Source organism: Acidithiobacillus sp. 'AMD consortium' (assembly GCF_008926505.1).
In the GTDB taxonomy this organism is placed as follows: Bacteria; Pseudomonadota; Gammaproteobacteria; order Acidithiobacillales; family Acidithiobacillaceae; genus Acidithiobacillus; species Acidithiobacillus ferridurans.
In genome coordinates this window covers 157,150-176,586 of the sequence record NZ_CP044411.1, presented here as the reverse complement: position 1 = coordinate 176,586, position 19,437 = coordinate 157,150, and the positions used below count along the sequence as shown (strand labels likewise).

Sequence of the window (19,437 nt, the reverse complement as noted above, 5' to 3'; positions counted from 1 at the left end):
ATCATGCCGTCGCCACGCCAGATTTCAGGTCAGCAGGGTGAAGACCGTGCAATTGCGCTGCTCGCGGGGCACGGGCTACGCCCCCTGACGCGCAACTATCGTTGCCGGATGGGAGAAATTGACATCATCACCCTCGATGGTGATACCTTGGTCTTCGTGGAGGTACGCCAACGTGCCCATGACCGGCAGGGGGGGGCGGCGGCCAGCATCACCGGCCGCAAGCAAAAACGGTTGATCCGCGCCGCAGAATATTTTCTGCTGCGTAACCCGCAGCATGGGTTACGCCCCTGCCGCTTTGATGTGGTCGCCCTGGACGGTGATGCCCCGGCAGACTGGATTCGTGATGCCTTCAGAGTACCCAGCCCATGACCGGCAATGACTGGATAGGTTCTGCCCTGCACAACAATATTACCTGTATGGGGCACTCCGCCGCAGCCCTTGCAGCGCCTTTCGCGCAAGCCAGTCGGCGCCTGATCGCCACCCTGCAGGCGGGCGGGCAGGTACTCAGTTGCGGTAACGGCGGTTCTTCCGGAGATGCCCAGCACCTCGCTTCGGAACTGGTCAACCGCTTTGAGACAACACGCCGCGCCCTGCCCGCCATCGCCCTCAGCACCGACAGCAGTGTGGTCACCGCCATCGCCAATGATGCCTGCTATGAACAGATTTTCGCCCGCCAGATCGAGGCCTTGGGCCGTCCTGGTGACTGTCTGGTCGCATTCAGCACCTCCGGCAACTCCGCCAACGTCATCGCCGCCGCCCGGACTGCTCAACAGCGCGGCATGTGGGTGCTGGCTCTTACCGGCAAGGAAGGCGGGCAACTCGCGCCACTGCTGCGCCCCGTGGACATTGAACTGCGGGTGCCCGAGCAGAACACGGCACGCATTCAGGAAGTCCACCTCGTCCTCATTCACGCCCTCTGCAGTGGTGTGGATGCCAGCTTTGTGGGCGATGCCCCCGCATCCGTATTCCACACCGGCCAGGTGCTCCGCGACTGGGACGCGTTGGCTGAAGCCTGCGCCTTCCGTCGTCCCCTGGTCTTTACCAACGGCGTTTTCGATGTATTGCACCGGGGCCATGTGCAGTATCTCGCCGAAGCCCGCGCGGAAGGCGCCTGCCTGGTGGTAGGCGTCAACAGTGATGCCTCGGTGCGCCGCCTCGGCAAAGGCGCGGATCGCCCGGTCAACAGCGAGGAAGACCGCATGGCGGTGCTCGCCGGATTACAGGCGGTGGATTTCGTTACGGCATTTGACGACGACACCCCACTGAAGTTGATCCAACATCTCCAACCCAACGTACTGATCAAAGGTGGCGACTGGCCGATAGAGCGCATCGTCGGTGCCGATTGGGTGCAGGCCGGAGGCGGCCGGGTACTCAGCATTCCTTTTCGCCACGAACGGAGCACCACCGCGCTCCTGCAAAAAATCCGAGGGATCCAGCCATGAGCATCAGCACCATCATTCCCGCCCTGCGCGCCGCTCTCGATGCCGAGCGGGTGCGCGACGATGCAGAAACCCTCGCCATCTATAGCCGCGACGATACTCCGGGGAGTTGCGTACCGGTGATGGTGCTCTTCCCGCACAGCCATGAAGAAGTGCAGGCGATTGTCAGCATCGCCCGCCGCCATCGTCTGCCCCTCGTTCCGCGCGGAGCAGGTTCCGGGAATGTCGGCGGGGCACAGCCGGTACCCGGCAGCGCCGTCGTCAGCTTCGAGTGCATGCAAAAAATCTGCGATTACAGCGCGGTGGACCGTACCATCACCGTAGAGGCCGGATGTATCACGGCCGCGATCAGTGCCTATGTAGAGGCCGACGGACTGTTTTACCCCCCCGATCCCGGCAGCAACCCCTACTGCCGCATCGGCGGCAATCTGGCCATGAATGCCGGCGGGCCGCACGCCGTAAAATATGGCGTCACCCGCGATTACGTACTGGGCCTGCGTGCCGTCACCGGCGCCGGCGAAACGCTGTGCTGCGGTGTTCATACCAGCAAAGGGGTGGTCGGCTATGACCTGACCCGTCTGCTGGTAGGCAGCGAGGGCACCCTTGCCCTCATCACCGAGGCCACCCTGCGCCTGCTCCCCCTCCCCGCCGCCCAGGCCACCCTGCGCGCCGCCTATGACAATACGGCCAGCGCCTGCGCGGCGGTGCAGCGGGTGATGGCACAACACCATACGCCCAGCGCCCTGGAACTCATGGACCCCTACGCCCTGGCCGCAGTGCGCGCCATGGGTGCCGCCAGGGATCTGCCAGAAGGCAGCAACGCCCTGCTGATGGTCGAGGTGGATGGCGAGGCGATCACCATCCCCGACCAGGTGCAGGCCATCCGCGCTGCTCTGGCGGGCGAGGGAAACCTGGAAATCCTGGAGGCAACGGACGCGGCTGCCGTCGCCGATCTGTGGGCGGCGCGCAAATCCCTGTCCCCCGCCACCAAAGCCATGGCACCCCTCAAAATCAACGAGGACGTGGTCGTGCCGGTCAGCCGCCTGCGCGAATTGCTGGAGGCCATAGAAGGGATCGCTGCAGAACAGTCCCTGCATATCGTCAGCTTCGGTCACGCCGGGAACGGCAACCTGCACGTCAACTTTCTGGTCCATCCCCAAGATGGCAACGAAATGCGCCGTGCCAGGCAGGGCCTGCAAAAGCTCTTTCAGGCCGTACTGACACTGGATGGAACCCTCTCCGGCGAGCACGGCATCGGCAGCAGCAAGCGCGCCTATGTCCCCCTGGAACTGAGCCCGGAAAGCCTGAGCATCCAGCGCGCCATCAAGCAGGTCTTCGACCCTGACACCATTCTCAATCCCGGCAAACTGCTCCCCGAAGTCTGAGCCATGACCAGCATCCTGCACGCCATCCAGCCGGTACGCCATATCTCTCTCAAAAGCTGGCGCGAAGATTTCGGGATAGAGACAGCAGAGGATACGCCCGCCCATCGCCTGCTCCGCGACGGTGACGCCTGGGTGGTGCTCTTCCGGTCCGGTGTCATCTGTTTTTTTGGTGCGGGACCGGCATTGCAGGCCAGAGTCATCGCCACCGTGCAGGCGCAGTTCACCCCCATCGCCAATCCCAAGGTGGAAGAGCTCGCGATCCTGGTCGGCGAACGTGATGGCGTGGGCCGTGATGGCGTCACCCTCAAGAATCTCGATGAAGAACGCATCCTTCTGGTCGCCCTGCGTCTGGCCCAGAGCCTGGCCCTGGAACTCCACGAAGAGGCCGTCGAAAATCTGCTGGAAACCACCCTGAACCTGCTCTCGGAAGTGGCCCGCACCGGGCGTTTGCCGGGATGGCGCAGCGGACATCTGCGCTTTCTCGCCTCGACTTCCGCTACCCGCACCGAAATCCTTTCCCGTCTGGCGGTGCTGGACAACCCCGATATCGTCTGGGAAACCCCAGGGCTGGAACTGCTCTCCCGCGAACTCTCCGCCGACCTGGAGCTCACCAGCCGGTTCCGCGCCCTGGATGAAAAACTCGACGCCATTCATGAGGGACTGGAAGTCATGATCGTGGCCACCCGGCACCACCGGGAGACGATTCTGGAATGGATCATCATTATCCTGATCTCGGTCGAAGCGCTGATCATGCTCATGGGCAAGTAATATGTCCGAGCAACGACCAAAGTTGCAGGACGATCCCGATGCACACGATGCCGACGCAGCAGAACCGCCCTGTAACGAACATGAAGCCTTTGCTCCGCGCAACACCCGCATTGCCCACAGCTACGATCCCGCCCGCCTGCTGCTGATCGGTCCGGCCTGGGTGGGGGACATGGTCATGGCGCAGGTATTGTTGCAGGTACTGCGCCGTCGCTGGCCACGCCTGCAGGTGGATGTCCTGGCGCCGCCCGCCAGCATTCCGATAGCGGAACGCATGCTGGAGGTGCGACGAGCCATGCCCCTGTGCATCGACCACGGTCAACTGGGGTTGCGTCTGCGGCGCCGGACCGCAGCGGAATTACGCGCACAGAACTATGACTGGTCCATCTGCCTGCCCAACAGCTTCAAATCCGCGCTGATCCCCTATTGGGCACATATCCCGACCCGCACCGGTTTCAGCGGTGCGGATCGCCGTTTGCTCCTGAACGACCGCCGTCGCTTGAACAAAAAGAAACTGCTGCGCACCGTGGACCGCTTCGTTGCCCTCGGACTGCCGCCACGCCTTCCACAACCCACGCAACTTCCCGCGCCCCGTTTACAGGTAAATCGGGCGGCCCTTGCCGCGACCCTGCAGCGGCTGGGCATAAGCCCGCCACAACGGCCCCTGGTCGCCCTGGCACCCGGTGCCGAATATGGTCCGGCCAAGCGCTGGCCGGTGCATCACTGGAGTACCTTGGCCCAGGCCCTTATCGAACGCGGCTATGCCGTGTGGATTTTCGGCAGTCCCAAGGATGCAGAAATCACTCGGGCCATAGCGGCGGCCGTCCCGGAAACCCTTGATCTAGGGGGCCGGACCACCCTGCTGGAAGCTCTGGACCTGCTGTCGCTCGCCCCCCTGACGGTCAGCAACGACTCTGGTCTGATGCATGTGGCAGGGGCTGTCGGCAGCCGGGTCATCGCGCTCTATGGCTCCACCCCTCTCAGCATGACCCCCCCCCTCTCCGCCGGGGCGCAGGCTCTACGCATCGACCTGCCCTGCAGTCCCTGCGGAAAGCGCGAGTGTCCACTCCGACATCACCGCTGTATGGAAGATCTCAGGCCGGAATACGTTCTCCGCCAGATCTTCGGGATATAGGCCGCGAACGGATAAAAAAAGCCCCGACTTGCGGGTCGAGGCGAGGAGAGGAGGAACTAAACAGGAGGAAAACTAAAATGCGTAGGTCAGCATCACCCGGTTGTAGATGAAGGAATGCCCCTTGTTGAAGCCGGCACCATTACCAAATTGCGCGCTCGTTCCGGTAGCCAGTTCCACCCGGTCACGAATGGAAAGCCCCTTGAACGCGCCACCCGGGAAGTAGGTCAGATCAAAATAGGGATAACTGCTGCTGCCATTATAATAGGTGGTGAAATGCGCAAATGCCGCGATGGCCAGGAATTTCTGGCCCATCAAGTCAAGATGTTGTGCCACCTTGATCTTGTAACCATGCCCAGGCCCAAGATTGTCCGCAAGACCACGAATCATCGCCGTCGTGTATAGTGGATCGGTGGCATAGCCCACGGTATAGGGTGACACTATTCCACCGTTCAAAAATCCGCCAGTCTGCGGCGCAAGTGCGTTATAGGCCACACTGAAGGTCCCGTCACCCATACCGGTTTTGTAGTTCACACCACCAATGACACCCCAGGCCGTGGCGTCAACCCCTTGCCGGGAGAGCAGGGAAGCACCCCACTCACGCAGGTACTGGGCACCCACAAATGGATCAACCCCGGTCCCGGTTTTCAGCGTATAATCCGCTGTCGTATAAAACATCTTGGCGAATTGATAAAAATCATAGTACCAGGCGGTCGCCTTGGCGCCCATCAGGGAATAGGAGGCGCCAAAAGCCAGGGTACCACTGGTGGAGGGAGCGGTGGTCGGCAACTGTGTCCCACCACCGTACAGTTCATCCCCCTCGTAATTAGCGGAATAAAACAGGTTGTCATTGTAATAGCTATTCGATGTGCGGCTCTTCCAGCGGAAAATACGCATGCCATACAGGTGTAAATCGTGATAGGGCGAAACATCGGCAAACACACCCTGATAAGTGGCGGGCAACATGCGCGAATCGGAGCCGTTCATCCAGGGCGTATTCAGCTCCTGATCGCCCGCCCGGATCAACAGCGTTTTGGGGATCTCATATTGGAGGTAAGCCTGCCCCAGGGCATCGATGGACTGCGGACCCATTACCGTCGCATCCAGATGTGGGTAGGTCGGTCCGCCACTGGTATCATTCGCCCCGAGCCCGTGCGCGGTAAAGAAACTGACGCCTACACCAAAGCCGCCCAGAAAAGGTGCCGTCTTGATATTCAGGATGCCCCCCAGACTAAAGACGTCCTGATTGTAGGTATTGGGTCCGGTTGCACCGTAATCCCGGCTGAAATAATAAGAGCGGATCTGGCCATCGATCTTGCTCTGCTTAAAAAAATCGGTCAGCGTTTCGGCCTGGGCTGAGGCACTGACGCCACACAGGACGGCGACCGTCGCGATGACAATGCGGTTTTTGATAAACACAACAACCCTCCCTCTTTGGTGTTCTTGAAATGATGCCACCTATGGTAAAGGACCAACATGACACTATTATGACTTTTTCATGAACTTTTTGTGACGTTATATCTGCATTAATACAATCCCCGGTCGCCTTCGGCGAACGGGGTGCCGCACGATGAAATCCCCATCATCCCCCAAAGTCTTTGCATTACCCGATGTTCGTGGGAAACTGCAACCTGATCTGTTGCTCACCGGGATCCGCATGCCACTGGAAATCCGTCACCTGCGCACTATGGAGGCAGTCGCCCAGTTCGGCAGCCTCGCCGCGGCGGCGCAACGCCTGCACCTCACCCAATCCGCGCTCTCCCACCAGTTGCGCGGGCTGGAAGCAGAATACGGTGTCAATCTCCTGGATCGGGAACGTGGCGCGCAGTTACGCATGAGCCCCGCCGGAGAGGCCTTGCTGGCCGTGGCCCGGGAAGTGCTGCCGCGTATCCGGCAGATGCAGGAGGAACTGCGACGGCGGGCAGCGGGCAACAGCGGCCGCCTGCGTATCGCCGTCGAATGCCATACCTGCTTCGACTGGCTGACGCCCGCCATGAACCACTTTCGCGAGAACTGGCCGGACGTGGAAATGGATCTGGTTTCGGGCTTTCAGCAGGATCCCTTACCCCTGCTCCAGAGCCATCAGGCCGACCTCATGGTGTTGACCGCCCCGGATGCCATGGGCTGCGATATTATCGTGCACCCGCTCTTCGCTTATGAAGTCGTCGCACTGGTCAATCCGCGGCACACTCTGGCTGAACGCAGTTTTCTGACCCCCGCGGACTTTCTGGAAGAAACCCTGATCACCTACCCGGTAGAGGATCGCCGCCTTGATCTTTTTCGCGAATTTCTCCAGCCTGCGGGTATCCAGCCCTGGCGGCGGCGCCACGCGGAGCTCACCGTCATCATTCTTCAGCTCGTCGCCTCCGGGCAGGGCATCGCCGCGTTACCAGCCTGGGCGGTGGGAAGTTACGGCGAGAAAAACTATGTCCGCGCCATTCCTCTGGGATCGCAGGGTCTCTGGCAAACACTGCAGGCGGCCACCACGGCGGAGCAGGCGGAGCAGCCGCACATGCAGGCTTTCCTCGCCGAAATCCGCGCCAGCGTAGCGGCCAACCTGCTTGGGGTAAAGGATATTCCAGGCTTATGATCACCCTGCAACCGCGTTTCGACGGAGCCAAAAGCCGATGACCATAACGCCCACCCAACGCCTGATTTTCGACCCGGAACTCATCCGCCGTTACGACCGGCCGGGGCCGCGCTACACTTCGTACCCCACCGCCCCCCATTTCCGCGAAGATTTCGATGAAAGGTCGCTGCAAGGCGCGCTCGACCGCTCCAATGCCAGCGGTCGCCCACTCTCCCTATACTTCCATATCCCCTTTTGCGAGCACCTGTGTTTTTACTGCGCCTGCACCAAGGTGGTCACCCGCCATCACGAATGGGGAACACCCTATGTCGCCCATCTGGACCGGGAAATGGCCCTGACACGCGCCCACATCGACGGCAACCGTCCCGTGGACCAGCTGCATTTCGGCGGCGGCACTCCCACTTTCCTCCGCCGGCATGACATGACCACCCTCCTGGACAGCATCCGCAAACACTTCCTTTTGCTCCCGGATGATCGAGGTGAATACGGCATCGAAATCGACCCGCGCGCGCTGGAGCCCGGCACGCTCCGCCTCCTCCGCGACTTCGGCTTCAACCGCATCAGCATCGGGGTGCAGGATCTGGATACGGCAGTGCAGAAAGCCGTGCATCGCGAACAGAGTTTTGCACTCACTGCGGGTGTCATCGGCGAGGCGCGCCAGCTTGGCTTTCGCTCCGTCAGCCTTGATCTCATCTATGGCCTGCCCCTGCAGACCCCGGAAAGCTTTGCCCGGACGCTGGAGGCGGTTCTCGCCTTGCGCCCGGATCGCCTGTCCGTCTTCAATTACGCCCACCTGCCGGAGCGGTTCCCGCCCCAGAAGCGGATCCCCGATGCGGACATCCCCAGCCCCGACACCAAGCTGCGCATCCTCGCCGAAAGCATCGCCACCCTGCAGCAGGCCGGTTATCTCTATATCGGCATGGACCACTTCGCCCTGCCCGATGACGAATTGGCTATCGCACAGCGGGAAGGCAGTCTGTATCGCAATTTTCAGGGCTACTCCACCCATGCCGGGACGGATCTGCTGGCCTTCGGGATGAGCGCCATCGCCATGGTCGGCCCCACCTACAGTCAGAACATCAAGGATCTGGATACCTGGGGCGCCACCCTGGAGAGCGGCCACTTACCGGTGGAGCGCGGCCTGCGCCTGAGCGACGAGGACCTGCTGCGCCGCCACATCATCACCCGTCTGATCTGCGATTTCAGCCTGGATTTTGCCGCGCTGAACCGACAGTTCGGTCTGGATTTCCGCCAGCATTTCGCGGCCAGCCTGCCCGCCCTGGAGGCCATGGCGAGTGATGGACTCCTGCACATGGACGCCCATACCCTGACGGTCACGCCGCAGGGGCGGCTGCTGATCCGCCATATCTGCATGGCCTTCGACGCCTACCTCGCGCAAAAGCCGGTGCATTACTCACGGGTAATTTGAGCGGCAATGGCCGACTCTAATCGACGATCCCAATAGCTAAGTGTCGCATTTCCCGGCCATCATGTGTGGACACGCACAGCCCGGCCCATTCCGGCAAGCGGCTGTCACCAGAGAAGCACAATGCTCCTGATATCGGGGTGCGACAATTTGCCGCATTTTACGGGAGTTCGGGTGGGCATAGGATTGTTCACGTCGCCGGAATCAGGTGTTGCCGCATTCCGGAACATACCGGCGGTACGCCGGCGCTGGGATTTGCGCTGGCGGCATGACGGCAAGGGACGGGTTGGGTGGGGCAGCGCCAAGACGCGATTCATGCCTTGTTTTTCGGTAAAATTGCCGTATGGTATTGAGGTGCACCGTACACACCGAAAGGAAGAGGTGGCGACATGAAACAGTTGCAAATGGGATATATGGTTTGGGCGAGTAGTCTCATACGGCGTTGGAAAATAGCCTTACCAATATCGCTGGTGGTGATTGTCTTATATGCGTCGGGATATCTGGTGGCAGGCGCACCCGTCAGGCTGACAACGTTATTGCTGATGAACCTCAACCCTATCCCGTGGCTCGGGGCCATCGGCGTGATAACCTACTATTTTCAACAATATGATCGCTACATGGCAGATCGGGGCTCTGACGCGAACTGGTCCAAGTGGAAAGTGTGGACATTTGTTGCCGGAATACTGATGACGATGTTTCTTTGGGAATCTCCGCTCAATGCCTTTGTGCCTGAATCGATGACGCTGTACACCTTAAAGCTCATGGGTGAGTTCGAATTGGCGGCGCCACTGATCGTATTCGGAATTCCTTTTAAACTGATCGATGCAAAAACGAACGGCGCATTCTGGAAGCTGTTGCGATTCCTGCATCGCCCCCCCGTTACCGCAGTTATTCTGGCCGTGATACTGGTGATATGGGACATGTCCGATCAGATGTCGCTGGGCTTAAAAAGCCCGTTGGTTTTTGCCTTGCTGCCGGGCGTTTATCTGGTTTCAGGAATCATTGTCTGGATGCAGTCTCTTCAGGTATTCCCGTCGTGGCCGAATCTGCGTAACCATTTGCAAAAGGCGCTTTACGTGTGGATCATGGAAATGGCCATGATGGCGATGGGTGGCATCTGGTTCTGGAGCGCCATGAGCATGAATCCCGCGCAATCGTCTCATATGCTCTGGGGGCTGACCCCGTTGGTCGACGAACACCTTGCGGGAATGATGATGACCTTTCTTTCCCTGCCCACGATGTGCCTCGTAACCTGGCATTTCTGGCAATGGATGGAAGGTGTTCTGGAACACCACAGCGATCCGTCAGAATATACCGTCAACTGATCCCAAAGAGACCCCTGCGCAGCCAGGATGACAAATGGCTCCAGGCGCGCCGCTTCCGTGCGGACTGACGGTCCCTGACCCTGAATTGCATGGTCTCGCTGGTCAAGTGTTCTCTCGCTTTCTCAGCATCAACACCTTGAAGCTCTCGCCCATTTCCTGCGGCAGGGTGAGCCGTTTGATCTCATTATTCAGGGCGAAGCGGCCGTCCTCACCCACCTGCGCACAAAGGCTGCCATACACCTCGGCCAGCCCGTATTCCACCAGAAAGCGGGCGAGATGGCCATAAAAGGTCACCTCCAGCCCGGCCTCCACCGCAACAGTCATCAGCGCGGTATAATCCACATGAGCGGTGAGGTCGCAGAGGCCTGGCAGATAAAAGGGATCATCCAGCCAGTGGTGGCGATAATAGGCGCGCAGGCTGCCCGTCTGCCGCTGCGGATGATAAAACTCCGCCGCCTCGTGCCCGTAATCGATCAGAAGGATGGCGCCAGAGTCCAGGCGGGCGGCGACCTCGCGCAGCCAGGATTCGGCAGTAAGGTTGATTTCCGTCCGATAGGGCCGGAGCCAATGCGTTACATAGGGCGCCAGCCGCGCCGCCAGAGGCGCAGCGACCGGTGGAGGCAACATCACCCAATCCAGTGCCTCGCCATTCCAGCGCACACCGCATTCGTGCAACTGCCCGGAGGCGTCCAACTCCAGCACCTGCACCGGCATGGCGTCCAGCACTTCGTGGGCGAGCATCACGCCACGCCAGTGCTCCGGCAGAGTTTGCAGATGCTGAATACCAGTCACGGCTGATCGTTGCCGCACCTGCAAATCGGGGCTGGGTTCGAGCAAGGTGTAGGGTGTGTCCGGCAAAATATCCCGGATCTGGCCGGCTAGCGCGCCGCTCCCACCGCCGAATTCCAGAATGCCATCCGGCCCCAGATCGGGTTGCAGGGTCCGCGCCAGCACGGCGGCCAGCACCCGTCCCATTTCCGGTGCCGTGACGAAGTCGCCCGCCGCGCCGAAACGGGTTTGCCCCGCCATGTAATAGCCCAGCCCCGGCGTGTAGAGGGCGAGTTCCATATAACGACGAAAGGGGATCACCCCACCTGCGGCATCGATTTCCCGCCGGATATGGGTCAGCAGTGCGGACGAGTGGGCCAGCGCATCGGCGTCCGGGGCGGGCAGACTTGTCTTGCGCGCCCCGTGAGAATGGGTTAAAAAATCGGGACGCTCTACGCGCATGGACACCTCTTGAAAGCTACCGGAAAAGTTGTTCTCATCACTGGCGCCGCCCGCAGGGTAGGCGCCGCCATTGCCCGCCAGCTCGCCGCGGAAGGCTGCCAGCTCGCCCTGCATTATAAGCGATCCGCCGCAGACGCCGAAGCCCTGGCGCAGGAGCTGCGCGCACGGCATGGAACCGAACCCTTGTTGATCGCGGGCGATCTGGCTGACCCAGAAACGCCCGCCCGCCTGATGGATACCGCTATCGGGCATTTTGGTTGCCTGCACGGCCTCGTCAACAACGCTTCGCTGTACTCCCCTGCTCCTTTCGGCGCAATCACGCCGGGAGACTGGGCGGCGATGGAGGCCGTGCATCTGCGCGCGCCCCTCTTCCTGACCCAGGTCGCCGCACCGTATTTGCGAAAAACCGGCGGCGCCGTCGTCAACATTGGCGACATCCACGCCGAAATCCCTCTGCGCGGTTATCTGCCCTACAGTGTGACGAAGGCGGGCCTGCTGGCCCTGACCCGCGCCCTCGCCAAGGAACTGGGGCCGGAGATCCGCGTCAACAGCGTTTCGCCGGGCGTGGTGCTCTGGGCCGAGGACAAAGACCCACCCGACGGCGACCAGCAAGGGCTCATCGAACGCAACGCGCTCAAGCGCGTCGGCAGCCCGGAGGATATTGCCGGCGCCATCGCCTATCTGCTCTTCGATGCACCTTACGTCACCGGCCACAACCTCGTCGTCGACGGCGGCCGCATGTTATATTGACGGCCATGCGCACCACCGTAAAATCCCCCATCCGCTTTTACAGCGAAGAAGAACTGGACGCCCTGGAGGCGGAAGACCCCCTCGCCGCGGCCAAAATCGCCCACGCCCAGGCCATGGCCGAACGCGGACTTGACCGCCAGAAACGCTACGGTCCCGACGACCCCCTGCCCGACCCTGCGGCCGTGGCAGAGGCAGTGCAAACGGTACACCACATCCTCCACCGCGATGGCGGCGATATCGAACTGGTGGAAATCATCGAACGCGATGTGCGCGTCCGCATGAAGGGCGCCTGCGCGGGCTGCCCCAATGCCGTCATCGATCTCAAACAGGTGGTCGAACGTATCGTCGGCGCGGTGCCGGGAGTGGTCAGCGTGAGCAATACCTTTTGAAGGCGGGCGCAAATACGCCGCCCAAAGTCGGCTTCGTCAGCCTCGGCTGCCCGAAGGCCACTGTGGACAGCGAGCGCATCCTCACCCGGTTGCGCGCCGAGGGCTATCTGCTGGTGGGGGATTACGCCAGCGCCGATGTGGTCGTCGTTAATACCTGCGGCTTTATCGACGCGGCGGTGGAGGAATCCCTGGAGGCCATCGGCGAGGCGCTGGATGAGAACGGCAAGGTGGTGGTCACCGGTTGCCTCGGTGCCCGCGAGGGCGGCGACTTTGTGCGCGGCGCCCATCCCAAGGTGCTCGCCGTCACCGGCCCCAACCAGGCCGATGCCGTGCTCGACGCGATTCACGAGGCGCTCCCTGCGGCCCACGACCCTTACACCGACCTGGTCCCGCCCCAGGGCCTGCGCCTGACGCCGCCCCACTATGCCTACCTCAAAATCTCCGAGGGCTGCAATCAGTCCTGTAGTTTCTGCATCATTCCCAGCATGCGCGGCAAACTGGTCAGCCGCGCGCCGGACGATATTCTGCGCGAGGCCGAGGCGCTGGTGGCCGGTGGCGCCAAAGAACTGCTGGTGATCTCCCAGGATACCGGGGCTTACGGGGTGGACCGCAAATACCGCACCGCCTTTCACAACGGCCGCCCGCTCAAGGCCCGCATCACCGATCTCTGCGCGGCTCTGGGGGAACTCGGCGTCTGGGTGCGTCTGCACTACGTCTACCCCTACCCGCATATCGACGAACTCCTGCCCCTGATGGCGGCTGGCAAAATTCTGCCCTATCTGGATGTGCCCCTGCAGCACGGCAGTCCGCGCATCCTCAAGACCATGCGCCGCCCCGCCGCCGCCGAAAAGACCCTCGACCGGATTCTCGGCTGGCGCCAGGCGGTGCCGGACCTGACCATCCGCAGCACCTTCATCGTCGGCTTCCCCGGCGAGACCGATGCGGACTTTGCGGTATTACTGGATTTTCTGCGTGCGGCCGAGCTGGATCGGGTCGGTTGTTTCGCCTATTCCGCCGTAGAAGGTGCGCCCGCCAACGCGATCGCCGGAGCGGTGCCGGAGCCGGTCAAAGAGGAACGCCGCGCCGCATTCATGGCCGTGCAGGAAGCCATCAGCCGCCAGCGGCTACAACGCCGGGTAGGCCAGCGTCAGCGCATGCTGGTGGACGCTGTGGGCCGGGGCGGCAAAATCACCGCCCGCTCCGCCAGCGATGCCCCGGAGATCGATGGTGTGGTGCATCTGGGCAAAGCCGCGGGGTTGAAGGTCGGGGACTGGGTGGAGGTGGAGATCAGCCGGGCGGATGCCCATGATTTGTACGGGATGGTGGTGTCGGCCTGACCAGGGCCTTTGGTTGCTCAGGGCAGGCGACTGCCCCGTTCGATCCTCACCCCCACGTCCCGTGTGCCGCGCACGGCGGCGGGTTTGTGCACCGTCACCTGCACCCAGGCGGCGCCGAACTCGCCGCGAACGATGTCCGCGATCTGCTCGGCCAGGGTCTCCACCAGTTCCACTTCTGACGCGGCGACATGGGCGACCAGGCGCTGGCAGATGGTCTGGTAGTTGATGGTGTTCTCCACCTTGTCGGTTCGCGCCGCAGCCCCCGCATCCCCGGCAATATCCAGATCGATGAGCACCGTCTGTTTGACCTGACGTTCCCAGTCGTAAATGCCGATGCGGGTGTCCACCTTCAGTTCACGTACAAAAAGAATATCCATGATTATCCCGAAAAAAGCGGCAATCCGCCGCAGCTCGGCCTATAATAACCAATTTTCCGGCTAAAGCACTGCATGTCACTTCTTCTGGATGTTGCCCTGATCGGCGGGGGATATGCCGTCGGTTCCATAGCCACCGCCATTCTGGTGGCGCGCGCCCTGGGTCTGGGGGACCCGCGCCAGTCCGGATCGGGCAATCCCGGCGCCACCAATATCCTGCGCATCGGTGGCAAAAAGGCCGCCTTGCTGACTTTGCTCGGCGACCTGACCAAGGGCGTCGTCCCCATCGTCATCGCCCGCCTGCTCGGGCTGGAGGACTGGGCGCTGGCCGCCGTGGCCCTCGCCACCTTTCTTGGCCATCTCTATCCGGTGTTTTTTGGTTTTCGCGGCGGCAAGGGGGTGGCCACGGCGCTGGGTATTCTGCTGCCGCTCCTGCCGGTGCTGGGCCTGTCGATATTGGGTATATGGATACTGGTGTTCGCCGTAACGCGGGTTTCATCACTGGCGGCGCTGCTGGCGGCGGTCGGCGCGGTGCCCATCGTCTTTGCGGTCTCTGCCGCCACGAGCATGCGACTACTCGTTCTGGTGCTGGCGCTGCTGATCCTCTGGCGGCACCGCGGCAATATCCGCCGTTTGCTGGATGGCAGCGAACGTCCCTTCAAAAGACGCTAAGACCGGTCAATCCCGGATGTTCCACTCCTGCATCCGGTCGCTGATCCAGTCCGCCAGTCGCGCCGCCGGGCGAAACCCGGGAACCAGCCGCTGCGCCTCCTGCGCTGCGGCCAGGGCACGGCGCATGCTGCCTTTATGCAGGTAGTAGCGGGCCAGATTCATCTGCGCCAGATGCGGGCTGTCGAAGCGTTTGGCCTTCAGGGCGCGGCGGATCACGAAGAGTGCCTCGTCTTCACGGCCAGCGTCCATCAGATATTCACCGAGATCATTCCACGCCTGCCCCCACTCCGCATCGCAGGCGATGGCGCGGCGGCAGGCGGCGATGGCCCCGTGTGGGTCGTCGGAAGCAGACAGTGCCCAAGCGTAGAAGGTCCAGATCACCGCACTCTTCGGGCCATGTTCCAGTGCGCGCCGGAAGGCGATGGCCGCTTCCTGCGGATGATCCGTCTGCTGCCAGTCCAGGCCCTCCTGAAAGTCGACATCCTGTGCCGCCAGCTCGTCGACGATCATATCCAGAGAAAATGGTTCGTTCATCACGCTTCCTCCTCCGTCAGGGACCAGCGCGCCCGCACCGGGAAGTCCGCCGTGGCTGCCTGAGCCCGCTCCGTGTGCAGGGCGCCGGCGAGGGCGATCATCGCCGCGTTGTCCGTACAGTGCGCGAGATCGGCGATAAAGACTTCGACACCTTCAGACACCAAGCCGTTCAGGGCCGCTCGCAGCGCCCTATTGGCACCGACCCCGCCGGCCACGATCAGACACCTCCGCCCGGTCTGCCGCAGGGCGCGCTGGCACTTCGTGAACAGCGTCTCCACCACCGCCGCCTGGAAACTGGCGGCCAGATCGCCCCGCTTTTGCCCGTCGTCGGGCGCGATGGGCATGGAGGCCAAGCGGAAGGCCGTTTTCAGACCGCTGAAGCTGAAGTCCAGTCCCGGTCGGTCCAGCAGTGGCCGCGGCAGGCGAAAAGCCTGGGCATTTCCCCCCTCCGCCAGGGCGGCCAGCGCTGGCCCGCCGGGATAGCCGAGACCCATCATCTTCGCCGCCTTGTCGAAGGCTTCACCGGCGGCGTCGTCCAGCGTCTCCCCTAATAAAATATAGTCGCCGATGCCCCGAACTTCCACCAGCATCGTATGCCCACCGGAAACCAGCAGGGCCACCGCCGGGAAGGGGTCCACCCCATTGAGCAGCGGCGCCAGCAGGTGACCTTCCAGATGATGCACGGGGATCACCGGGATATCCCAGCCCATGGCGAGGCCGCGGGCGAAATTCACCCCCACCAGCAGGGCACCGATGAGTCCCGGCCCGGCGGTGACGGCGATGGCGTCAGGACGCCGCCCACCGGTTTGCGCCAGCAACTCGTCGAGCAGCAAGGGCAGGCGGCGCACATGGTCCCGCGATGCCAGTTCCGGCACGACACCGCCGTAGGGCGCGTGCAGAGCAATCTGGCTGAACAGCACTTCGCCGAGCAGGCCATGCTGGCGGTCATAGAGGGCAAGCCCGGTCTCATCGCAGGAGCTTTCGATGCCCAGTATCCGCTCAATCATGGCACGCCTGCTCCGGCCGCGCGGCGGCGGGTTGTCCGATGCGGCTCTGCAACCAGTCCAGCTCCGGCTCCGAGAAGCCCGCCGCGCGCCGCGCCGTCAGCGCCAGCGGCCCCTGAATCCGTCCCCGGTAACGCTGCTGCAAAAGCGTCTTGAAGGTGCGGTCCGGCTCCAGCCCGCGTTGCGCACAGAGATGGCGAAACCAGCGGCTGCCCACCGCCACATGCCCGCGCTCATCGCGTTCGATACGCTCCAGCACGGCGGCCGCTTCTGCATCCCCTGCGGCCAGCAACCGTTCGCGCATGGCCGGGGTGACATCCAGCCCCCGCGCTTCCAGGACGCGCGGCACCAGCGCCATGCGCACCAGTGGGTCTGCCGCCGTGTCCAGGGCCATCTCCCACAGACCGTCGTGGGCGGGCAGATCGCCATAATCGCCACCGAGGCGTCGCAATTGCTCGCGTAACAGGACAAAGTGCTCCGCCTCTTCCTGCGCCACCCGCAACCAGTCGCGATAGAAATCGTCGGGTAGACCGGGGAAACGACAAATCGCGTCCAGCGCCAGATTGATGGCATTGAATTCAATGTGGGCGAGGGCATGGAGCAAGGCAAATCGACCAGTCGCAGTGGTCAGCGCGCGACGCCGCGGTAAATTTTTTGGGTCCACGAGCAGTGGCCGGACAGGACGGCCCGGCGTCGTCGAACAGGACCGCGCGCCCGCTGAAGCCGACAGCGGCCAGCGCAAAGCCCGCACCAGAGCCACTTTTTGGTCAGGGTCCATGGCATCAAAGGCCGCGCCTGCCCCGCCACAAAACCCTGCCTGATGCTTTCCGCTGATTTCATCCATGCCGCAATCACACCCGCTCCCGCCCTTTTGCAGGGATGAAAATATAGCACACACCGCTCGATATGGGCTTCCGGCATCCTCCTGAAACGGGACTGTCTACGTTATGATTTCCGCAAGGGACAAGTCCTGATACCCAAGAGCGTGTATGCGGGGCACCAACCCACCAGACCGGTGATTAAAGGAACAAGCCCCAACCACCCCCAAGGGGTTTTGGGTCCGACAAACACCAGTGCAATGACAACAATCCCGACAATGACCCGTATCAACCGGTCGGGCATGCCTTCGTTAAACAGCGAAGATACAGACATTTTGGACTCCTTTTGTGTGCTCATCCGAACTGTATCGTAGGCTGTTTATGGCAGCTTGTCTGTGACTTACTCACCCAATGAATCAGGGATCAACATTCGGAATGCGCCAATTGACGGAGCGCTTGAGGATGAATGATCTGGATCTGTCCTGAACTACGCTGGATCCAGCCACGTATTTCAAACTCTTTCAGAGCACGACTGATTACCTCCCGGGCTGATCCGAGTTCTGTGGCCAATGCCTGATGGGTGATGTGGATGCACGGCGTAGCGCCTCCCAACTCCAACAGTTTTTTTGCCAGCCGCACATCCAGACGGGTAAAAACGACGTCTTCAACCAGTGCGAGCAAATCAGTCAAACGGTTTCCGTAGGCGTTGAAAACAAACTCCCGAAAAATGCTAGATTGCGCGACGAGACGCTCAAAAACAGATTGAGAAAGGCTGACGGCTTTAACCGCAGATTCGGTGATGCCCATGGCCGGATAAGGACGATGGCTGAACAGGCAAGCCGTCGTCAGAATGCAGGATTCTCCGGGTCCGATGCGGTACAATACGATTTCTCGTCCCGTCGCAGAAGTTTGCTGCACTCGGATTTGTCCCTCCAGCACCAATAAATACTGATGGCAGGGCGCGCCTGCATGAAATACGATTTCTCCCGATCCCCAGGTTATGGGTTGTGCAGTGATCAGCAGATTTTTTTCCGGACCGTCATCGAGCCTTGCAAGGAGAGGGAAATTCTGAAACCAGTTATGCATGATGCTTATGCAACTGATGCAGGCCTGGAACATGCGGATGGCTGTGGCGGATTCCCGAAACTACCGGGAAATTGTAGAGATGCTGGTGGGCATCGTGCGTATACATGTGCGTATGTTCCATGCGCGAAGTTCTGGATGAAGGTCTTCAACGACCCCAAGACACGCAGCGTTGCCGACATCCTGATCGCCGTCACCGAATGAATCTTGACGAACCCCATGCGGAAACGTCCCAAACCGCCTCACACATAGAAATTCCGACACTCCCGCTCAGGTTACTGAGCCCCCTGTGACGTCAGTTTTACCACATTCAAATAGCTACGTGCACGCGCATCGCCCTGCTTGGCAGCCTTCGTCCACCAGTGTAGAGCCTCCTTGGTGCTACTTTTCACTCCGTCGCCCTGGTAATAGGCAACGCCCAGATTCGTTTGGGCACTGGAATTCCCCTGATCAGCAGCTTTACGATACCAGTACACAGCGCGTGAAAAATTTTTGTCTACCCCATTACCATAATTATAGGCCACACCCAGATTGTTCTCCGCACCTGCATCACCTTGGGCAGCCGCCTTGCGGTACCCCCCGGTGTCAGGGTAGTTGTCGCCTCTCTGAAATGGAGTAAGGCATAGGCCCTGGGGCGCTCAGAAACTCGACCCCGGCTGTTCGAGAAAGGCAAGTTCCTCGTCGGTCGATTCGCGGCCGAGAATGGCGTTGCGATGCGGGTAGCGCCCGAAGCGGTCGACGATGGCCTTGTGCCGCAGTTCGTAGTCGTAGTTGTCCGCTAGGCCGTTGGCCTTGAACAGTTGCTCGGCGACGACGTGAATTGCCGGCGATTCGCTGTGCATATAGGGCATATAGACGAATTTGCGCTGGTCGGCCGGCAGCGCCCGATCGGCACCGCGGGCCACCGCTTCCTGCGCCAGCGCGAGAGCCAGGGTGTCGGCGGCAAAGGCGCGCGGATCGCCGCGGAACATGTTCCGGGAGAACTGGTCGAGCACGATGATTTCGGCCAGCCGACCCTCGGGCCGGTCGCGCCAGCCGTACAGCTCGCAGCGCACCGCCTGCGCATGCAATGCGCCGAAGCGGCTGCGGATCAACGCGTCGAACGCCGGATCGGCCGCCCACCACTGCGCCGGTGCGATCTCGTGAAACCAGAAGTCGAGGACATCGGAAAACATGGCGATTCG

The 19,437-nt window shown here is 61.6% G+C and carries 22 protein-coding genes; 12 read left to right on the top strand and 10 right to left on the bottom strand.

Annotated elements, in window-relative coordinates; translation table 11 throughout:
* The first annotated feature begins 3 nt into the window (after positions 1-3).
* From F6A13_RS00935 to waaF, 5 genes are read left to right on the top strand one after another with little or no spacing between them, the layout of a single operon-like run.
* Positions 4-369: a YraN family protein gene (locus F6A13_RS00935; RefSeq protein ID WP_113526198.1), complete on the top strand. Its 366-nt coding sequence runs from the start codon at positions 4-6 to the stop codon at positions 367-369.
* Positions 366-1,442 (top strand): D-glycero-beta-D-manno-heptose 1-phosphate adenylyltransferase, encoded by a 1,077-nt coding sequence (gene rfaE2, locus F6A13_RS00930; RefSeq protein WP_126604611.1) that lies wholly within the window; start codon positions 366-368, stop codon positions 1,440-1,442. Before F6A13_RS00935 ends, rfaE2 begins: the two co-directional genes overlap by 4 nt.
* Complete coding sequence (locus F6A13_RS00925) at positions 1,439-2,824, top strand: FAD-binding oxidoreductase (RefSeq protein ID WP_126604612.1); 1,386 nt, start codon at positions 1,439-1,441, stop codon at positions 2,822-2,824. The genes rfaE2 and F6A13_RS00925 overlap by 4 nt, the downstream gene beginning before the upstream one ends.
* Before the next feature lie 3 nt (positions 2,825-2,827).
* On the top strand, positions 2,828-3,592 hold the full coding sequence (locus F6A13_RS00920; protein ID WP_126604613.1) for an RMD1 family protein: 765 nt from the start codon (positions 2,828-2,830) through the stop codon (positions 3,590-3,592).
* A gap of 1 nt (position 3,593) precedes the next feature.
* Positions 3,594-4,724, top strand: a complete 1,131-nt coding sequence (gene waaF / locus F6A13_RS00915) for a lipopolysaccharide heptosyltransferase II (protein ID WP_151528010.1) — start codon at positions 3,594-3,596, stop codon at positions 4,722-4,724.
* 72 nt (positions 4,725-4,796) lie between these two features.
* Here waaF and F6A13_RS00910 read toward each other — a convergent pair whose 3' ends face one another.
* Positions 4,797-6,140 (bottom strand): OprD family outer membrane porin, encoded by a 1,344-nt coding sequence (locus F6A13_RS00910; RefSeq protein WP_113526193.1) that lies wholly within the window; start codon positions 6,138-6,140, stop codon positions 4,797-4,799.
* Between the two features lie 151 nt (positions 6,141-6,291).
* Between F6A13_RS00910 and F6A13_RS00905 the strand changes: the two genes are divergently transcribed.
* The 3 genes from F6A13_RS00905 to F6A13_RS00895 all read left to right on the top strand — a co-directional run bounded on the left by F6A13_RS00905 (position 6,292) and on the right by F6A13_RS00895 (position 10,062).
* Positions 6,292-7,311, top strand: coding sequence for a LysR family transcriptional regulator (locus F6A13_RS00905; RefSeq protein ID WP_225981893.1), 1,020 nt, complete (start codon positions 6,292-6,294; stop codon positions 7,309-7,311).
* Between the two features lie 37 nt (positions 7,312-7,348).
* A complete protein-coding gene (gene hemN / locus F6A13_RS00900) occupies positions 7,349-8,740 on the top strand; it encodes an oxygen-independent coproporphyrinogen III oxidase (protein WP_126604615.1) in 1,392 nt (463 codons plus the stop codon).
* A 386-nt stretch (positions 8,741-9,126) separates the two neighbouring features.
* Positions 9,127-10,062 (top strand): cytochrome c oxidase assembly protein, encoded by a 936-nt coding sequence (locus tag F6A13_RS00895; RefSeq protein WP_151528009.1) that lies wholly within the window; start codon positions 9,127-9,129, stop codon positions 10,060-10,062.
* Positions 10,063-10,164: 102 nt separating this feature from the next.
* On the opposite strand, the gene F6A13_RS00890 is transcribed toward F6A13_RS00895, so the two are convergent.
* Complete coding sequence (locus tag F6A13_RS00890) at positions 10,165-11,292, bottom strand: class I SAM-dependent methyltransferase (RefSeq protein WP_192796476.1); 1,128 nt, start codon at positions 11,290-11,292, stop codon at positions 10,165-10,167.
* Between the two features lie 9 nt (positions 11,293-11,301).
* On the opposite strand from F6A13_RS00890, the gene F6A13_RS00885 reads away from it, so the two are divergent.
* Genes F6A13_RS00885 through rimO form a run of 3 tightly spaced genes read left to right on the top strand, consistent with a single transcriptional unit; the run spans position 11,302 to position 13,768 of the window.
* Positions 11,302-12,042, top strand: a complete 741-nt coding sequence (locus tag F6A13_RS00885) for an SDR family oxidoreductase (RefSeq protein ID WP_151528007.1) — start codon at positions 11,302-11,304, stop codon at positions 12,040-12,042.
* Between the two features lie 5 nt (positions 12,043-12,047).
* Entirely contained in the window at positions 12,048-12,431 is a 384-nt protein-coding gene (locus F6A13_RS00880) for a NifU family protein (protein WP_151528006.1), read from the top strand.
* The gene (gene rimO, locus F6A13_RS00875) at positions 12,428-13,768 is read left to right on the top strand and encodes a 30S ribosomal protein S12 methylthiotransferase RimO (RefSeq protein ID WP_113526189.1); all 1,341 of its coding nucleotides are present in this window, start codon (positions 12,428-12,430) and stop codon (positions 13,766-13,768) included. Before F6A13_RS00880 ends, rimO begins: the two co-directional genes overlap by 4 nt.
* A gap of 17 nt (positions 13,769-13,785) precedes the next feature.
* Here rimO and folB read toward each other — a convergent pair whose 3' ends face one another.
* Positions 13,786-14,145: a dihydroneopterin aldolase gene (gene folB, locus F6A13_RS00870; protein ID WP_113526378.1), complete on the bottom strand. Its 360-nt coding sequence runs from the start codon at positions 14,143-14,145 to the stop codon at positions 13,786-13,788.
* Positions 14,146-14,217: 72 nt separating this feature from the next.
* On the opposite strand from folB, the gene plsY reads away from it, so the two are divergent.
* Positions 14,218-14,814: a glycerol-3-phosphate 1-O-acyltransferase PlsY gene (gene plsY / locus F6A13_RS00865; RefSeq protein WP_113526188.1), complete on the top strand. Its 597-nt coding sequence runs from the start codon at positions 14,218-14,220 to the stop codon at positions 14,812-14,814.
* A gap of 6 nt (positions 14,815-14,820) precedes the next feature.
* Here plsY and F6A13_RS00860 read toward each other — a convergent pair whose 3' ends face one another.
* The 7 genes from F6A13_RS00860 to F6A13_RS00825 all read right to left on the bottom strand — a co-directional run bounded on the left by F6A13_RS00860 (position 14,821) and on the right by F6A13_RS00825 (position 19,428).
* Positions 14,821-15,348, bottom strand: coding sequence for a tetratricopeptide repeat protein (locus F6A13_RS00860; RefSeq protein WP_113526187.1), 528 nt, complete (start codon positions 15,346-15,348; stop codon positions 14,821-14,823).
* A complete protein-coding gene (gene tsaD / locus F6A13_RS00855; RefSeq protein WP_151528005.1) occupies positions 15,348-16,355 on the bottom strand; it encodes a tRNA (adenosine(37)-N6)-threonylcarbamoyltransferase complex transferase subunit TsaD in 1,008 nt (335 codons plus the stop codon). The genes F6A13_RS00860 and tsaD overlap by 1 nt, the downstream gene beginning before the upstream one ends.
* On the bottom strand, positions 16,348-17,196 hold the full coding sequence (locus F6A13_RS00850; RefSeq protein ID WP_215886247.1) for a ferritin-like domain-containing protein: 849 nt from the start codon (positions 17,194-17,196) through the stop codon (positions 16,348-16,350). The genes tsaD and F6A13_RS00850 overlap by 8 nt, the downstream gene beginning before the upstream one ends.
* A 101-nt stretch (positions 17,197-17,297) precedes the next feature.
* A complete protein-coding gene (locus F6A13_RS00845) occupies positions 17,298-17,504 on the bottom strand; it encodes a DUF2892 domain-containing protein (protein WP_113526185.1) in 207 nt (68 codons plus the stop codon).
* A gap of 89 nt (positions 17,505-17,593) precedes the next feature.
* On the bottom strand, positions 17,594-18,289 hold the full coding sequence (locus F6A13_RS00840) for a Crp/Fnr family transcriptional regulator (RefSeq protein WP_151528004.1): 696 nt from the start codon (positions 18,287-18,289) through the stop codon (positions 17,594-17,596).
* Between the two features lie 239 nt (positions 18,290-18,528).
* Complete coding sequence (locus F6A13_RS00830; RefSeq protein ID WP_225982033.1) at positions 18,529-18,783, bottom strand: tetratricopeptide repeat protein; 255 nt, start codon at positions 18,781-18,783, stop codon at positions 18,529-18,531.
* Between the two features lie 108 nt (positions 18,784-18,891).
* Positions 18,892-19,428, bottom strand: coding sequence for a DUF924 family protein (locus F6A13_RS00825; protein ID WP_126604625.1), 537 nt, complete (start codon positions 19,426-19,428; stop codon positions 18,892-18,894).
* Between the last annotated feature and the right edge of the window lie 9 nt (positions 19,429-19,437).

What these genes read in the sequence shown, in the direction of transcription:
- tsaD (WP_151528005.1), bottom strand. Translation starts at nt 16,355, where the DNA reads ATGATTGAGCGGATACTGGGCATCGAAAGCTCCTGCGATGAGACCGGG.
- F6A13_RS00850 (WP_215886247.1), bottom strand. Translation starts at nt 17,196, where the DNA reads ATGGATGAAATCAGCGGAAAGCATCAGGCAGGGTTTTGTGGCGGGGCA.
- F6A13_RS00905 (WP_225981893.1), top strand. Translation starts at nt 6,292, where the DNA reads ATGAAATCCCCATCATCCCCCAAAGTCTTTGCATTACCCGATGTTCGT.
- waaF (WP_151528010.1), top strand. Translation starts at nt 3,594, where the DNA reads ATGTCCGAGCAACGACCAAAGTTGCAGGACGATCCCGATGCACACGAT.
- F6A13_RS00920 (WP_126604613.1), top strand. Translation starts at nt 2,828, where the DNA reads ATGACCAGCATCCTGCACGCCATCCAGCCGGTACGCCATATCTCTCTC.
- folB (WP_113526378.1), bottom strand. Translation starts at nt 14,145, where the DNA reads ATGGATATTCTTTTTGTACGTGAACTGAAGGTGGACACCCGCATCGGC.
- F6A13_RS00925 (WP_126604612.1), top strand. Translation starts at nt 1,439, where the DNA reads ATGAGCATCAGCACCATCATTCCCGCCCTGCGCGCCGCTCTCGATGCC.
- hemN (WP_126604615.1), top strand. Translation starts at nt 7,349, where the DNA reads ATGACCATAACGCCCACCCAACGCCTGATTTTCGACCCGGAACTCATC.
- F6A13_RS00825 (WP_126604625.1), bottom strand. Translation starts at nt 19,428, where the DNA reads ATGTTTTCCGATGTCCTCGACTTCTGGTTTCACGAGATCGCACCGGCG.
- rfaE2 (WP_126604611.1), top strand. Translation starts at nt 366, where the DNA reads ATGACCGGCAATGACTGGATAGGTTCTGCCCTGCACAACAATATTACC.
- F6A13_RS00880 (WP_151528006.1), top strand. Translation starts at nt 12,048, where the DNA reads ATGCGCACCACCGTAAAATCCCCCATCCGCTTTTACAGCGAAGAAGAA.
- F6A13_RS00845 (WP_113526185.1), bottom strand. Translation starts at nt 17,504, where the DNA reads ATGTCTGTATCTTCGCTGTTTAACGAAGGCATGCCCGACCGGTTGATA.
- plsY (WP_113526188.1), top strand. Translation starts at nt 14,218, where the DNA reads ATGTCACTTCTTCTGGATGTTGCCCTGATCGGCGGGGGATATGCCGTC.
- F6A13_RS00890 (WP_192796476.1), bottom strand. Translation starts at nt 11,292, where the DNA reads ATGCGCGTAGAGCGTCCCGATTTTTTAACCCATTCTCACGGGGCGCGC.
- F6A13_RS00840 (WP_151528004.1), bottom strand. Translation starts at nt 18,289, where the DNA reads ATGTTCCAGGCCTGCATCAGTTGCATAAGCATCATGCATAACTGGTTT.
- F6A13_RS00895 (WP_151528009.1), top strand. Translation starts at nt 9,127, where the DNA reads ATGAAACAGTTGCAAATGGGATATATGGTTTGGGCGAGTAGTCTCATA.
- F6A13_RS00935 (WP_113526198.1), top strand. Translation starts at nt 4, where the DNA reads ATGCCGTCGCCACGCCAGATTTCAGGTCAGCAGGGTGAAGACCGTGCA.
- F6A13_RS00860 (WP_113526187.1), bottom strand. Translation starts at nt 15,348, where the DNA reads ATGAACGAACCATTTTCTCTGGATATGATCGTCGACGAGCTGGCGGCA.